Raw genomic sequence first — 13,781 nt, forward strand, 5'->3', positions numbered from 1 at the left:
AGGAGTCAGCCCCTCCCCAGGAGCAGTCGGGCCTCGCCGACGGTGATGACGGAGCCGGTGACAAGGACACCGCCGCCCGCGTACTCGCCCTCTTCCTCGGCGAGGGTGATCGCGGCTTCCAGGGCGTCCGGCAGGCGCGGCTCGACCTGGACGCGCTCGTCGCCGAAGACCTCGACGGCGAGCCCGGCCAGCGTGTCCGCGTCCATCGCGCGGTGGCTGGAGTTCTGCGTGATGACGACCTCGGCGAAGATCGGCTCGAAGGCTTCGAGCAGCCCCTTCATGTCCTTGCCGTCGCTCGCCGCGACCACGCCGATCAGATTGCTGAAGTCGAAGACCTCGCTGACCGCCTCGGCGGTGGCGCGGGCGCCCGCGGGGTTGTGCGCGGCGTCCAGGACGACGGTCGGCGAGGTACGCACGACCTCCAGGCGGCCCGGCGACGAGACCGAGGCGAAGGCCTTGCGGATGGTGTCGATGTCCAGCGGGCGCGCGTGCTGCGAGCCGATGCCGAAGAACGCCTCCACCGCGGCGAGCGCGACGGCGGCGTTGTGCGCTTGGTACGCGCCGTGGAGCGGCAGGAAGACTTCCTCGTACTCCCCGCCGAGACCGCGCAGGGTCAGGAGCTGGCCGCCGACCGCCACCGTGCGGGAGACGATGCCGAACTCCAGGCCCTCACGGGCCACCGTCGCGTCGACCTCGACGGCCTTCTTCAGGAGCACCTGCGCCGCGTCCACCGGCTGCTGGGCCAGGATCACCGTGGCGTCCGGCTTGATGATGCCGGCCTTCTCGCCGGCGATCTCGCCCGGCGTGGAGCCGAGGCGGTCGGTGTGGTCCAGGTCGATGGGCGTGACGACGGCGACCGAGCCGTCGATCACGTTCGTCGCGTCCCAGCTGCCGCCCATGCCGACCTCGACGACGGCGACGTCCACGGGGGCGTCGGCGAAGGCGGCGTACGCCATGCCCGTGAGCACCTCGAAGAAGGAGAGCCTGTACTCCTCCTTGGCGTCGACCATCTCCACGTACGGCTTGATGTCGTTGTACGTCTCCACGAAGCGCTCGGCCTCGATGGGGGCGCCGTCCAGGCTGATCCGCTCGGTGATCGACTGGACGTGCGGCGAGGTGTACCGCCCGGTGCGCAGCTCGAAGGCGCTGAACAGGGCCTCGATCATGCGGGCCGTGGACGTCTTGCCGTTCGTGCCGGTGATGTGGATCGAGGGGTACGCGCGCTGGGGCTCGCCCAGGACGTCCATCAGCGCGGAGATGCGGCTGACGGAGGGCTCGAGCTTCGTCTCGCCCCAGCGGCTCGCGAGCTCTGTCTCGACCTCGCGCAGCGCCTTGTCCACCTCCGGGTCGGTGGGGCGGGAGGGGATGTCGCCCTGGGGCGGGCCCGCCTGGGTGCGCAGGGTGCGGCTGCCCGCCTCGATCACGGCGAGGTCGGGGTCACGGTCGGTCTCGGCTTCGACGATCTCGGCGAAACGGTCGTCGTTGTCGTCACGGCCGTCGCGGTCGTCGCGGTCGGGGTGCTCGCTGTCAGGCGGGGGGAGGTCACTCACGCACGCCAGTCTACGGACGGGGTATGACAGTCGCCGTCGGGACCTGCTCAGCCCTTGTCGGGACTTTGGTCCCGGGTGATTCGGGACCTTGGTCCCGACGATCCGGGAATTCGCCGGGCAAACTTGGCGATCATGGACATAGGCATCGACCTCGGCACGGCGAACACCCTTCTCTACGTCCGCGGTCAGGGGATCGTGCTCAACGAGCCGTCCGTGGTCGCCGTCAAGGAGGGCGCGCGGACGGCTCTCGCCGTCGGTACAGAGGCCAAGGAGACGATCGGCCGTACGCCGGGCTCCATCACCGCGATCCGCCCGCTGCGGGACGGCGTGATCAGCGACTACGAAGCCGCCGAGGAGATGATCAGGCACTTCGTGCGCAAGGCGGTGCCGGGGCGCCGTCCTCGTACGCGGATGGTGGTGTGCGTGCCGAGCGGTGTCACGCCGGTCGAGCGGCGGGCCATCGTGCACGCGGCGCAGCGGGCGGGGGCGCGGGCGGTGCATCTGGTGGAGGAGCCGATGGCGGCGGCGATCGGCGCGGGACTCCCGGTGGCGGAGCCGCGGGGGTCGATGGTGGTCGACATCGGCGGCGGCACGACGGAGGTCGCGGTGATCTCACTGGGCGGGATCGTCACGGCGCAGTCGCTGCGGGTGGGCGGGGACCGTCTGGACGAGGCGATCACGAACTTCGTGCGCAAGGAGCACGGGCTGCTGATCGGCGAACGGACGGCGGAGGACATCAAGGTCGCGATCGGCTCGGCGTGGCCGGTGCCGGGGGACGAGGCGCTGGAGTCGCGGACGTTCACCGTGCGGGGGCGGGAGAAGGTGCGGGGGCTGCCGAAGACGGTGGAGCTGACGGTGCGGGAGGTGCGGGCCGCTCTCGACGAGCCGGTGGAGGCGGTGATCGCCGCGGTGCGGACGACACTGGAGGAGTGCCCGCCGGAGCTTTCCGGGGATGTCATGGAGCACGGCATCGTACTGACGGGCGGGGGCGCGCTCCTGCCGGCCCTGGACCTGCGCATGGCTTCGGCGACCGGGATCCCGGTGTTCGTGGCCGATGATCCGCTGGACAGTGTGGCGATGGGGTGCGGGAAGTGCGTGGAGGACTTTGACGGGTTGGAGCGGGTGATGTCTGCGGCGTAGGCGCTTGTGCGGTGCGGGTCCGGCCCTTGGGGGGGGCGGGGCCGTGCCGGTATGTCCCCTCACGAGCGTCGCCGACTGCGGGGTAACGGGCGGGTGAGTGGGAAAGGCTTGTTCGGTCGGGCTCCTGCGGGGGGGGGCAGTGGAATCGGCGCGGGCCCCGCCGCAGGTGGGCCTCAGGGCAAGTCCCCCGCGGGAAGCGTCGCAAGGACCTCGTAAGCCCCGCGCAGCGGACCCGCCGAGAAGCTCCCGCCCACCGTGTGGACCCGTTCGGCCATGCCGGCCGTGCCGGTCCCCGCGGAGACCGGCGACGGGGCAGGCCCGGCCACGGGCAAGGCGTTGCGGACCTGCACATGCAGGCGGCCCCCCGCCAACTGCACCCGCACATCCACCCGCTCCCCCGGCGCATGCTTCGCCGCGTTCGTCAGACACTCCTGCACCACCCGGTGCACCGCCGCCTGCCGGATGGGCGAGAGGCCGTAGGCCGACCCGTCTATCAGGAGGTCCACCGGGGTGCCCGCCCGCTCACTGCGCTCCGCCAGCTCGGCAAGCGCGTCGAGACCCGGCGTCGGGGCACCGTCCACGCCCCGCCGCACGATGATCTCGTTCAGCATCCGGTGCGCCGAACGCGCCGTCTCGGAGAGCTCCTCGAAGCCCTCCTCGAAGGCCCCGCCCGTCGCACGGCGCGCAAGCACCTGCGAGCGCACGCTCAACAGCGTCAGCTCACGGCCGACGAAGTCGTGCACGTCCCGTGCGATACGGGACCGCTCCTGCTGCACCGCGTGCAACGCGTCCGTCTCCGCCCGCTGCGCCTGCAGCGCACGGACCAGGTCCTGCCGGTTGGCCGCGACCCCGACCCCCGCCGCCAGCACCCCGATCGGCACGACCAGGCTGAGGAAGGAGCTCAAGGTGTCCCCGCGGTGCACCGGCCAGCCGGGCAGGGTGAACATCACGTACGCGAAAGCCACATAGCCGATCACGCCGACCGTGCCGGCGAGACGGCCCCGGTACCTGCCGAGGGAGTACAGCGCGAACTGGGCCAGCGTCAGCTCGTGCAGCCAGCCGATGAGCGCGAGGGCCACCGCGTACGTCACCCAGGGCGCGGTCCTGCGCAGCAGCAGGGACGCCGCGCCGCAGGCGAGGACCAGGGCCGCGAGCGGGCCGTTGAGGGAGTTGTCCGCCTCGGCGAGGCCGGGGATGTCCAGGCTCATCAGGGCCAGGCAGCTCAGCGCGGTGAGAGTGTCCTGCACCCGGGGCGCGCGTGCCCAGCGCCCGGCGAGGCGGCGGCCCGCAGCCGTCGCCTGGCGGAACGCCTCGGCGGCGGGCAGGTCGTGCATACCCTCCATCATCCAAGGTCTTTCTGCCCGAATCATCAGACTTATGACCTTTATTTCGTGAAGTGTGACACGTCGGCGTGGCGGTCCCCCAAAGGCCGTCGCCGGGGGTCAAATCAGACCATGTGGTATGCCCAGAACCCCGGCCGACGGACCCGCCAGCTCCTCGGCGACGGCGCGGTCCTGCTCTGGACCGCGCTGTGGACCGCCGCCGCCGTCGTCGCCTACCGGCTGGCCTGTCTGCTCACCCGTCCCGCACCGGAAGCCCCCGCCCCGTCCCTCGGCGCCCCCTCCCGCCTGCCCCTGGTCGGTGATCGCGTCGACTCCGCCCTGCGGGCCGCCGCGGACGTCGCCGGAGCCGGGGACCCGGTGACCGTCCGCGCGGCGGTGATCGTGGGCGCCGTCGTCGTCTTCCTCGTACCCGTCGGCCTCGTGCTCAGCAGCTGGCTCCCCCGGCGCCTGCGCTGGATCCGGCAGGCAGCCGCCGCCCAGGAGCTCGCCGCGAGCGACGACGGCCGCGAGCTGCTCGCCCTGCGCGCCCTGCTGAGGCCGCTGGACGAGGTCGCACGGACCGCGTACGAACTCCCCGACGCCACCGCGGGCAGCCTCGCCGAGGGCTGGCGCGGCGGCGACCCCGACATCATCGACGCGCTCGCCGAGGCGGAGCTGGTGCGCCTCGGGCTGCACATCCCCGAGCAGGTCCTGCTCATCCCCGGGCAGGAGACGGGCCCCGAACACGGGACAGGGCCCATGGAACCGGCTGGTTCCATGGGCCCTGTCACCACCGCCTGACTAGGCCTGCGGCAGGCCGTCCAGCTGGGCCTGCAGCCGGCTGATGTCGGCGTCCGCCTTGGTGAGGCGGCCACGGATCTTGTCGACCACGTTGTCCGGAGCCTTGGCCAGGAACGCTTCGTTGCCGAGCTTCGCCGTGGCCTGCGCCTTCTCCTTCTCGGCCGCCGCGAGGTCCTTGGCGAGGCGCTTGCGCTCCGCCGCGACGTCGATCGTGCCGGACAGGTCGAGCGCGACCGTGGCGCCCGAGACCGGCAGCGTGGCGGTGGCCGCGAAGCCCTCGCCCTCCGGCTGGAGGCGCAGGAGCTGGCGGATGGCGCCCTCGTGCCTGGCCAGCGTCGTGCCGTCGAGGGACAGCCGGGCCGGGACCTTCTGGCCCGGCTGCAGACCCTGGTCGGCGCGGAAGCGGCGGACCTCGGTGATGACCTGCTGGAGGGTCTCGATCTCCTGCTCGGCCGCGGCGTCACGGAAGCCGCTGTCGGAGGGCCACTCGGCGATCACGAGGGACTCGCGGCCGGTGAGGGTCGTCCAGAGCGTCTCCGTCACGAACGGGACGATCGGGTGCAGGAGGCGCAGCGTCACGTCGAGGACCTCGCCCAGGACACGGCCCGAGACCTTCGCCGCGTCGCCGCCCGCCATGAACGTGGTCTTGGACAGCTCCACGTACCAGTCGAAGACCTCGTCCCACGCGAAGTGGAAGAGGGCGTCCGACAGCTTGGCGAACTGGTAGTCGTCGTAGAGCGCGTCGACCTCGGCGACCGTCGCGTTCAGCCGGGACAGGATCCAGCGGTCCGTCGCCGACTGCTGCTCCACGGGCGGGAGTTCGCCCTCGATCGTGGCGCCGTTCATCAGCGCGAAGCGCGTGGCGTTCCAGATCTTGTTGGCGAAGTTCCGCGAGCCCTGGACCCAGTCCTCGCCGATCGGCACGTCGACGCCGGGGTTGGCGCCGCGGGCCAGCGTGAAGCGGACGGCGTCCGAGCCGTACTTGTCCATCCAGTCGAGCGGGTTGACCGCGTTGCCGAAGGACTTCGACATCTTCTTGCCGAACTGGTCGCGGACCATGCCGTGCAGCACGATCGTGTGGAACGGCGGGGTGCCGTCCATCGCGTACAGGCCGAACATCATCATCCGGGCGACCCAGAAGAAGAGGATGTCGTAGCCGGTGACCAGGACGGAGTTCGGATAGAACTTCGCGAGGCTTTCGGTCTCCTCGGGCCAGCCGAGCGTGGAGAACGGCCACAGGCCCGACGAGAACCACGTGTCGAGGACGTCGCTGTCCTGCGTCCAGCCCTCGCCGGTGGGCGCCTCGTCGTCGGGTCCGACGCAGACGACCTCGCCGTTCGGGCCGTACCAGACCGGGATCCGGTGGCCCCACCACAGCTGACGCGAGATGCACCAGTCGTGGAGGTTGTCGACCCAGTCGAAGTAGCGCTTCTCCATCTCCTGCGGGTGGATCGCGACCTTGCCGTCGCGGACCGCGTCACCTGCGGCCTTCGCGAGCGGGGCGACCTTGACCCACCACTGCATCGACAGGCGCGGCTCGATGGTGGTCTTGCAGCGCGAGCAGTGGCCGACCGAGTGCGTGTACGGGCGCTTCTCGGCGACGATGCGGCCCTCGGCGCGCAGGGCGCCGACGATGGCGGAGCGGGCCTCCAGGCGGTCGAGGCCCTGGAAGGGACCGGGCACGGTGATGACCGCGTGCTCGTCCATGACCGCGATGTTCGGCAGGTCGTGGCGCTGGCCGATCTCGAAGTCGTTCGGGTCGTGCGCCGGGGTCACCTTGACGCAGCCCGTGCCGAACTCGGGGTCGACGTGCTCGTCCGCGACGACCGGGATCGAGCGGTCGGTCAGCGGCAGCTTGATCAGCTTGCCGACGAGGTGCTTGTACCGCTCGTCGTCCGGGTGGACGGCGATGGCGGTGTCACCGAGCATCGTCTCGGCGCGGGTGGTGGCGACGACGACGGTCTCGTCACCGTCGCCGTACTTCAGGGAGACGAGCTCGCCGTCGTCGTCCTGGTACTCGACCTCGATGTCCGAGATGGCCGTCAGACAGCGCGGGCACCAGTTGATGATGCGCTCGGCGCGGTAGATCAGCTCGTCGTCGTAGAGCCTCTTGAAGATGGTCTGGACGGACTGGGACAGGCCCTCGTCCATGGTGAACCGCTCACGGTCCCAGTCGACGCCGTCGCCGAGGCGGCGCATCTGCCCGGAGATCTGGCCGCCGGACTCGCCCTTCCACTTCCAGACGCGCTCGATGAACTCCTCGCGCCCCAGGTCGTGGCGGGACTTGCCCTCCTTGGCGAGCTCGCGCTCCACGACGTTCTGCGTGGCGATGCCGGCGTGGTCCATGCCCGGCTGCCACAGCGTCTCGAAGCCCTGCATGCGCTTGCGGCGGGTGAGGGCGTCGATGAGCGTGTGCTCGAAGGCGTGGCCCAGGTGCAGGGATCCCGTGACGTTCGGCGGCGGGATGACGACGGTGTACGGGGGCTTCTCGCTCGCCGCGTCGGCGGAGAAGTAGCCGCGTTCTACCCAGCGCTCGTACAGCGTCCCCTCTACCTCGGCCGGCGCGTACTGGGTCGGCAGTTCGGTGGTGGGCGCTGGATTCTGCTGCTGAGTGTTCTCGGTCACCGGGCCAGTTTAGAGGTGTCACAGACCCGTCCCGAAACCGGATTCTTGAGTAACGGTTGCGGCCGGGAGCCACAAAGGGGCTCTGCCTTCGTACAGGATGTCGGGAACACATAAGCGTTCGGAGGGGAACCCACGCAATGAGCTACAACCAGCCTGGCCCGTACGGCGGGCAGCAGCCCCAGCAGCCCGGTCCTTACGGGCAGCAGCCGGGTCAGCCTGGCCCCTACGGCCAGCCGCCGCAGGCACCCCAGCCCGGCTACGGCTACCCCCAGCAGGCGCCCCAGGGAGTTCCCCCGCAGCAGGGCGGCTACAGCCAGCCGCAGCAGCCGGGTCCGTACGACCAGAACCAGCAGGGCCCGTACGGGCAGGTCCCGCCGCCCCCGCCCGCGGGTGGCGGCAGCGGCAAGAAGACCGGCCTCATCATCGGTGCGGTCGTCGCGCTCGTCGCGATCGGCGGCGGCATCTGGTGGTTCACGGCGGGCAAGGACGACAGCTCGTCGGCGGGCAACTCCGCGGTTTCGGACGACGGCCCGCACAAGCTGGTGACGCCCGAGACGGTCCTCTCCGAGTACAAGAAGGCGGCCGGGAGCGACAGCAGCGGCGGCTTCAGCGACGAGGACATGGAGAAGGCCGAGAAGGACGGCGTCAAGAACGGCAAGCCCGTGAACGCCGAGTACCAGTCGGGCGACAAGAGCAACCCGCTGGCCCAGAAGATGATCAAGTTCATGGGCGTCTACGGCGAGATCGACGACCCGTCCAAGGTGGTCGACGGGATGTTCTCCAAGATGAAGGAGAACGCCGCGGAGGAGGAGTCCGACATGGGCGCACCGGTCGGCAGCCCCAAGAGCTTCAACGGGGACGGCGCGGTCCTGAAGTGCCAGGAGATGAAGGTCAAGGGCGGCGGCTCCGGTCCCAAGGAGATCCGCATGCCGGTCTGCATCTGGGGCGACAACAGCACGGTCGGTGTCGTGCTCCCGGTCGACATGGCGAGCGCCATGACCGGCAAGGCCCCCGACCTCGGGAGCGCCGCGGACACCACGACGAAGCTCCGCAAGGAAGTCCGCGTCAAGGCCTGATGCCCTGACGGCGTCACTCCGCGCTCAGCAGCCCCGGTCGCTTCGACCGGGGCTGCTTCCGTCAGGATGTTCGAAACACATAAGCGCGCTTAGGGGGAACCCACGTCATGAGTTACAACCAGCCAGGCCCGTACGGCGGCCAGCAGCCCCAGCAGCCCGGTCCTTACGGCCAGCAGCCGGGCCCCTACGGCCAGCCGCCGCAGGCACCCCAGCCCGGCTACGGCTACCCCCAGCAGGCGCCCCAGGGAGTCCCGCCGCAGCAGCCGTACAGCCAGCCCCAGCAGCCGGGCCCGTACGGCCAGCAGCCGCAGGCTCCCTACGGGCAGGTCCCGCCGCCCCCGCAGGGCGGCGGCAAGAAGACCGGCATCATCATCGCCACCGTGGTCGCGGTCGCCGCGGTCGCTGTCGGCGGGTACTTCGTCTTCGCGGGCGGTGACGACAAGGACGGCGGCAAGAAGGGCGGCTCCTCGTCCGTTGCCGGTGGCGGCTCCGGGATCGAGGACGACGGTCCGCACAAGCTGATCACGCCAGCCACGGTCCTCACCGAGTACAAGAAGGGCGAGGAGGGGGCCGCCGAGAGCGGCATGACCTCCAGTGACGTCAGGGAAGCCGAGAAGCACGGCGTCAAGAACGCCAAGGACGTCTCGGCGCAGTACCAGGCGGGCGACGAGGACAACCCGCTGTCGCAGAAGATCCTGCAGTTCAACGGCGTCTACGGCGACATCGCGGACCCGGAGACGGTCGTCGACGCGATGTTCGGCGAGGCGGAGAAGAACGCCCAGGAAGGCAGCGGCAGCGGCGGCCAGAAGATGACGCTGGTCGGCAGCCCCAAGTCGTACAGCCCCGCCGGGCTCGACGGCGCGCTCCTGAAGTGCCAGGAGATGAAGGTCGACCTCGGCACGTCGTCGGCCGGCAGCAGCCAGAGCCCCAGCGAGATGTCGATGGCCACCTGCATCTGGGGCGACAAGAGCACGCTCGGCATCGTGATCACCACGGACGTGGCGAACGCGATGTCCGGCAAGAGCGCCGACCTCGACGAGGCCGCCGAGAAGACGGCCAAGTTCCGCAAGGAAGTCCGCGTCAAGCTCTGACACCAAGGGGAACCCACGAAATGAGCCACCACCAGCCGGGCCCGTACGGCGGGCAGTCGCCGCAGCAGCCTGGGTCCTACGGCCAGCAGGGGCCCTACGGCGGCCCTCAGCAGCCTCCGGTGCCGCAGCCCGGCTACGGCTACCCCCAGCAGCCCCAGGGCCCGTACGGGCAGGTTCCGCCGCCTCCGGCCCCGCAGGGCGGTGGCGGCAAGAAGGCCGGCATCGTCGTCGCCGCCGTGGTCGCGGTCGCCGCGGTCGGTGCCGGCGTGTGGTGGTTCACCGCGGGGAAGGACGGCGGGTCCGTCGCCGATGACGGCAAGACGTACAAGCTGACGGCGCCCGCGTCCGTCCTCGGCGGCGAGTACAAGAAGGACGACTCGTCCGCCGGCGGCGGTGGCGGCATGTCGTCGAGCGACCTCAAGGACCTGGAGAAGCAGGGCGTCAGCAACCCTCAGGACGTCTTCGCCGCCTACAACCGTGGCGAGGGATCGACCATGAGGTCCCTCAACTACTCCGGTGTGTACGGGGAGATCGACGACCCGGAGAAGGTCGTCGACGCCATGTTCGCCGAGATGAAGAAGAACTCGAAGACGCCCGGCGGCATGAAACTCATCGGCAGCCCCGAGGAGTTCACTCCGGACGGCTTCGAGAACGGCGTCATGAAGTGCCAGGCGGCCGAGTTCAGGATGGGCGCGGTCGGACCGGACGACGAAGGTGTCCCGAACAGCTTCAAGACGCCCATGTGCGTCTGGGGCGACCACAGCACGGTCGCGTACGCCGCGTACTCCGATGCCGCCGCCACCGCGAGCGGCGACGACATCGCGCTTGAGGACGTCGCAAGCCTGGTGGCCAACCTGCGCGACGACGTCCGCGTCGAGGTCAAGTAGGCGACGGGACAAGGCCGTTCAACGCGAAGGGGCGCCCGGCGATCACTCGCCGGGCGCCCCTTTCACGTAGACCTGGAGTCACGTAGACCTGGAGACGGCTACGCCGACTTCTGCTCCCCCGGGCCCGGACCCCGCGCGTCGCGCGGCACCAGCGTCGGGTTCACATTCGAGTGGACGACGTCCGCCGTGATGACGACGCGGGCCACGTCCTTGCGGGACGGAACCTCGTACATCACCGACTGGAGGACCTCCTCCATGATGGCCCGCAGACCACGCGCGCCGGTCTGGCGCAGGATCGCCTGGTCGGCGATGGCCTCGAGCGCCTCGCGCTCGAAGTCCAGCTCCACGCCGTCCAGTTCGAACAGGCGCTGGTACTGCTTCACGAGTGCGTTGCGCGGCTCCACCAGGATCTGGAGCAGGGCCTCGCGGTCCAGGTTGTGGACCGAGGTGATCACGGGGAGGCGGCCGATGAACTCCGGGATCATCCCGAACTTCACCAGGTCCTCCGGCATGATGTCCTCGAACCGGTCCTTCTCCTGCAGCTCGCGCTTGGAGTGGATCGTGGCGCCGAAGCCGATGCCCTTCGCGCCCGCCCGCGACTCGATGATCTTCTCGAGGCCGGCAAAGGCGCCGCCCACGATGAAGAGCACGTTCGTCGTGTCGATCTGGATGAACTCCTGGTGCGGATGCTTGCGGCCGCCCTGCGGGGGGACCGAGGCCGTCGTGCCTTCCAGGATCTTGAGCAGGGCCTGCTGGACGCCCTCGCCCGATACATCGCGCGTGATCGACGGGTTCTCGCTCTTGCGGGCGACCTTGTCGATCTCGTCGATGTAGATGATGCCCGTCTCGGCCTTCTTGACGTCGTAGTCAGCGGCCTGGATGAGCTTCAGGAGGATGTTCTCGACGTCCTCGCCGACATAGCCCGCCTCCGTGAGCGCCGTCGCGTCCGCGATAGCGAACGGGACGTTCAGCATGCGCGCGAGCGTCTGCGCGAGCAGCGTCTTGCCGGAGCCGGTCGGGCCGAGCAGCAGGATGTTGGACTTGGCGAGTTCGATCGCGTCGTCACGGCCCTGCGCGCCGCCGGTCTCACCGGCCTGGACCCGCTTGTAGTGGTTGTAGACCGCTACCGAGAGGGCTTTCTTCGCGGGCTCCTGGCCCACGACATACCCCTCGAGGAATTCGTAGATCTCGCGAGGCTTGGGGAGTTCCTCCCACCGCACCTCGCTCGTCTCCGCGAGCTCTTCCTCGATGATCTCGTTGCAGAGGTCGATGCACTCATCGCAGATGTACACACCGGGACCTGCGATGAGCTTCTTGACCTGCTTCTGACTCTTCCCGCAGAACGAGCACTTGAGCAGATCGCCGCCGTCACCGATGCGTGCCACGAGGTGCTTCCCCTTCGCCTGGGAGACGCCACGTTCAGCGACTCCTGGTGCCTCATATCCGACGGTACCTTGCCTGGCCCCCCGTTCGGGCCCCCCTTGGCACGGTTCACTTTGACGTGAACCGTGCCAAGGAACGGCAGATGCTACAGCGCTGCGTCAGACGACCGAGGCGTTGTTCATCTTCCGAGTGGAGATGATCTGGTCGACCAGGCCGTATGCCAGCGCGTCCTCGGCAGTGAGGATCTTGTCGCGCTCGATGTCGTCGCGGATCTTCTCGATCGGCGTCGTGGAGTGCTTGGCCAGCATCTCCTCCAGCTGCGCACGCATCCGGAGGATCTCGTTCGCGGCGATCTCCAGGTCGGAGACCTGACCGCGGCCCGTCTCGCTGTAGGGCTGGTGGATCAGGACGCGCGCGTTCGGGAGCGCCATGCGCTTGCCCGGCGTACCGGCCGCGAGGAGCACGGCTGCGGCGGACGCGGCCTGCCCCATGCAGACGGTCGAGACATCCGGCTTCACGAACTGCATCGTGTCGTAGATGGCCGTGAGCGCCGTGAAGGAGCCGCCGGGGCTGTTGATGTAGATCGAGATGTCACGGTCCGGGTCCATCGACTCCAGGCACAGGAGCTGCGCCATGACGTCGTTGGCGGACGCGTCGTCGATCTGCACGCCGAGGAAGATCACGCGCTCCTCGAACAGCTTCGCGTACGGGTCGTACTCGCGCACGCCCTGCGAGGTGCGCTCGACGAAGCGCGGGATGACGTAGCGGGATTCGGCCGTGGGGCCGGTGTACTCGGCCTGAGCGCGCTCGTAGAGGCCGCTGCCGGGGTAGTTCTTCATCTCTGTAGGTCTCCTGAGGAGCGTGGGCTGAGGTCGGCTTCGGAAGGGCTGAGCGGCGAGGCTCAGGCTCCGGTGCCGCCGCCGCCCGGCATGCTGGCCGCGTTGGGCATGATGTCGTCGATGAGGCCGTACTCCTTGGCCTCCAGCGGGTCGAACCAGCGGTCGCGGTCCGAGTCGCGGGTGACCTGCTCGACGGTCTGGCCCGTGTGGAACGCGGTGAGGTCCGCCATCTTCTTCTTCGTGAGGAGAAGGCGCTCGGCGTGGATCTTGATGTCCGACGCGGAGCCCGCGAGTCCGGCAGAAGGCTGGTGGATCAGGATCTCGGCGTTCGGCAGCGCGAAGCGCTTGCCGGGCGTACCGGCGCTGAGCAGGAACTGGCCCATCGAGGCCGCCATGCCCATCGCGATCGTCACCACGTCGTTCTGGATGTACTGCATGGTGTCGTAGATCGCCATGCCGGCCGTGATGGATCCACCAGGGCTGTTGATGTAAAGGAAAATGTCCTTGTCCGGCTCAGCGGCAAGGAGCAGCAGCTGCGCCGTGATCTTGTTGGCGATGTCGTCGTCCACGGCCTGGCCGAGGAAGATGATCCGCTCGCCGAGCAGCCGGTTGTAGACCTGGTCGCCGAGGCCACCACCGATGGAGGGGTCGCCGGCGGCGGAGGGCATCAGATTCGTCACGTATCCACCTGCTCGTCTTACGACGGCGCCGGGCCGTCTCACGTCTTCTTCTGAGGCTTGGGACCCCGCGTGCTCGCCGCTCCGGGGCGGCTTCGGGGACTCCCCTGCCCTCGTATTCATGGACCCTAACGCTCAGCCCCGTCCGGGGAATCCCGCAAAGGTGACTGTTCGCTGTGAGCGCAGGTTCTGGCGGGGGTGCCTTACAGGGCTGCCGGGGTGCCCCGTCAGGGGCGCGGGGAACTGCGCGGCCCGCCCCCGACAGGCCGCACCCGCCGTGGGACCGCCCGTGGCAGCCGCGCCTGCGGCTTGTGGGGGTTGCTCGCGCAGTTCCCCGCGCCCCTAAGGCAGTGGGCCCCAGGGACATGCGTCCCTGGGGCCCACTGTGCG

General features: G+C 69.6%; 11 protein-coding genes. 5 read left to right on the plus strand and 6 right to left on the minus strand.

All coding sequences use genetic code 11. The annotated features are described in order from the left end of the window. Nucleotides 1–5 precede the first annotated feature (5 nt). Nucleotides 6–1,550, minus strand: coding sequence for a folylpolyglutamate synthase/dihydrofolate synthase family protein (locus ABZ833_RS16025; protein WP_361046581.1), 1,545 nt, complete (start codon nt 1,548–1,550; stop codon nt 6–8). Between the two features lie 132 nt (nt 1,551–1,682). On the opposite strand from ABZ833_RS16025, the gene ABZ833_RS16030 reads away from it, so the two are divergent. Continuing rightward, nucleotides 1,683–2,690: a rod shape-determining protein gene (locus ABZ833_RS16030; protein WP_361046584.1), complete on the plus strand. Its 1,008-nt coding sequence runs from the start codon at nt 1,683–1,685 to the stop codon at nt 2,688–2,690. A gap of 173 nt (nt 2,691–2,863) precedes the next feature. Here the strand turns inward: ABZ833_RS16030 and ABZ833_RS16035 are convergent, their stop codons facing one another. After that, a complete protein-coding gene (locus tag ABZ833_RS16035) occupies nt 2,864–4,024 on the minus strand; it encodes a histidine kinase (RefSeq protein ID WP_361046587.1) in 1,161 nt (386 codons plus the stop codon). A 120-nt stretch (nt 4,025–4,144) separates the two neighbouring features. Here ABZ833_RS16035 and ABZ833_RS16040 point away from each other — a divergent pair, with 120 nt between their 5' ends. Next, the gene (locus tag ABZ833_RS16040; RefSeq protein WP_361046590.1) at nt 4,145–4,813 is read left to right on the plus strand and encodes a hypothetical protein; all 669 of its coding nucleotides are present in this window, start codon (nt 4,145–4,147) and stop codon (nt 4,811–4,813) included. Here ABZ833_RS16040 and ABZ833_RS16045 read toward each other — a convergent pair whose 3' ends face one another. Next, nucleotides 4,814–7,438, minus strand: coding sequence for a valine--tRNA ligase (locus ABZ833_RS16045; protein ID WP_361046593.1), 2,625 nt, complete (start codon nt 7,436–7,438; stop codon nt 4,814–4,816). It lies immediately after the preceding gene. 137 nt (nt 7,439–7,575) lie between these two features. Here ABZ833_RS16045 and ABZ833_RS16050 point away from each other — a divergent pair, with 137 nt between their 5' ends. The 3 genes from ABZ833_RS16050 (at nt 7,576) to ABZ833_RS16060 (ending at nt 10,492) form a co-directional block, all read left to right on the plus strand. After that, nucleotides 7,576–8,514 carry a hypothetical protein gene (locus ABZ833_RS16050; protein WP_361046596.1) on the plus strand — a complete coding sequence of 313 codons (939 nt, stop codon included), beginning with the start codon at nt 7,576–7,578 and terminating at the stop codon, nt 8,512–8,514. 107 nt (nt 8,515–8,621) lie between these two features. Further along, nucleotides 8,622–9,605, plus strand: coding sequence for a hypothetical protein (locus ABZ833_RS16055; protein WP_361046599.1), 984 nt, complete (start codon nt 8,622–8,624; stop codon nt 9,603–9,605). A 20-nt stretch (nt 9,606–9,625) separates the two neighbouring features. Then, nucleotides 9,626–10,492, plus strand: coding sequence for a hypothetical protein (locus ABZ833_RS16060; protein WP_361046602.1), 867 nt, complete (start codon nt 9,626–9,628; stop codon nt 10,490–10,492). A 98-nt stretch (nt 10,493–10,590) separates the two neighbouring features. Here the strand turns inward: ABZ833_RS16060 and clpX are convergent, their stop codons facing one another. The 3 genes from clpX to ABZ833_RS16075 form a co-directional block, all read right to left on the minus strand. Further along, nucleotides 10,591–11,877 (minus strand): ATP-dependent Clp protease ATP-binding subunit ClpX, encoded by a 1,287-nt coding sequence (clpX, locus tag ABZ833_RS16065; protein ID WP_361046605.1) that lies wholly within the window; start codon nt 11,875–11,877, stop codon nt 10,591–10,593. 156 nt (nt 11,878–12,033) lie between these two features. After that, entirely contained in the window at nt 12,034–12,714 is a 681-nt protein-coding gene (locus ABZ833_RS16070; RefSeq protein WP_249589922.1) for an ATP-dependent Clp protease proteolytic subunit, read from the minus strand. 62 nt (nt 12,715–12,776) lie between these two features. Further along, nucleotides 12,777–13,382 carry an ATP-dependent Clp protease proteolytic subunit gene (locus ABZ833_RS16075; RefSeq protein WP_249593023.1) on the minus strand — a complete coding sequence of 202 codons (606 nt, stop codon included), beginning with the start codon at nt 13,380–13,382 and terminating at the stop codon, nt 12,777–12,779. Nucleotides 13,383–13,781 lie beyond the last annotated feature (399 nt).

Origin of the sequence: Streptomyces sp. NPDC047525, assembly GCF_040643025.1 — a bacterium.
Lineage (GTDB): Bacteria > Actinomycetota > Actinomycetes > Streptomycetales > Streptomycetaceae > Streptomyces > Streptomyces durmitorensis.

Bases quoted from the DNA above. Each gene is read 5' to 3' on its own strand.
- ABZ833_RS16030 (WP_361046584.1), top strand. From the start codon at position 1,683: ATGGACATAGGCATCGACCTCGGCACGGCGAACACCCTTCTCTACGTC.
- ABZ833_RS16035 (WP_361046587.1), bottom strand. From the start codon at position 4,024: ATGCACGACCTGCCCGCCGCCGAGGCGTTCCGCCAGGCGACGGCTGCG.
- ABZ833_RS16040 (WP_361046590.1), top strand. From the start codon at position 4,145: ATGTGGTATGCCCAGAACCCCGGCCGACGGACCCGCCAGCTCCTCGGC.
- ABZ833_RS16050 (WP_361046596.1), top strand. From the start codon at position 7,576: ATGAGCTACAACCAGCCTGGCCCGTACGGCGGGCAGCAGCCCCAGCAG.
- ABZ833_RS16055 (WP_361046599.1), top strand. From the start codon at position 8,622: ATGAGTTACAACCAGCCAGGCCCGTACGGCGGCCAGCAGCCCCAGCAG.
- ABZ833_RS16060 (WP_361046602.1), top strand. From the start codon at position 9,626: ATGAGCCACCACCAGCCGGGCCCGTACGGCGGGCAGTCGCCGCAGCAG.
- ABZ833_RS16070 (WP_249589922.1), bottom strand. From the start codon at position 12,714: ATGAAGAACTACCCCGGCAGCGGCCTCTACGAGCGCGCTCAGGCCGAG.
- ABZ833_RS16075 (WP_249593023.1), bottom strand. From the start codon at position 13,382: ATGCCCTCCGCCGCCGGCGACCCCTCCATCGGTGGTGGCCTCGGCGAC.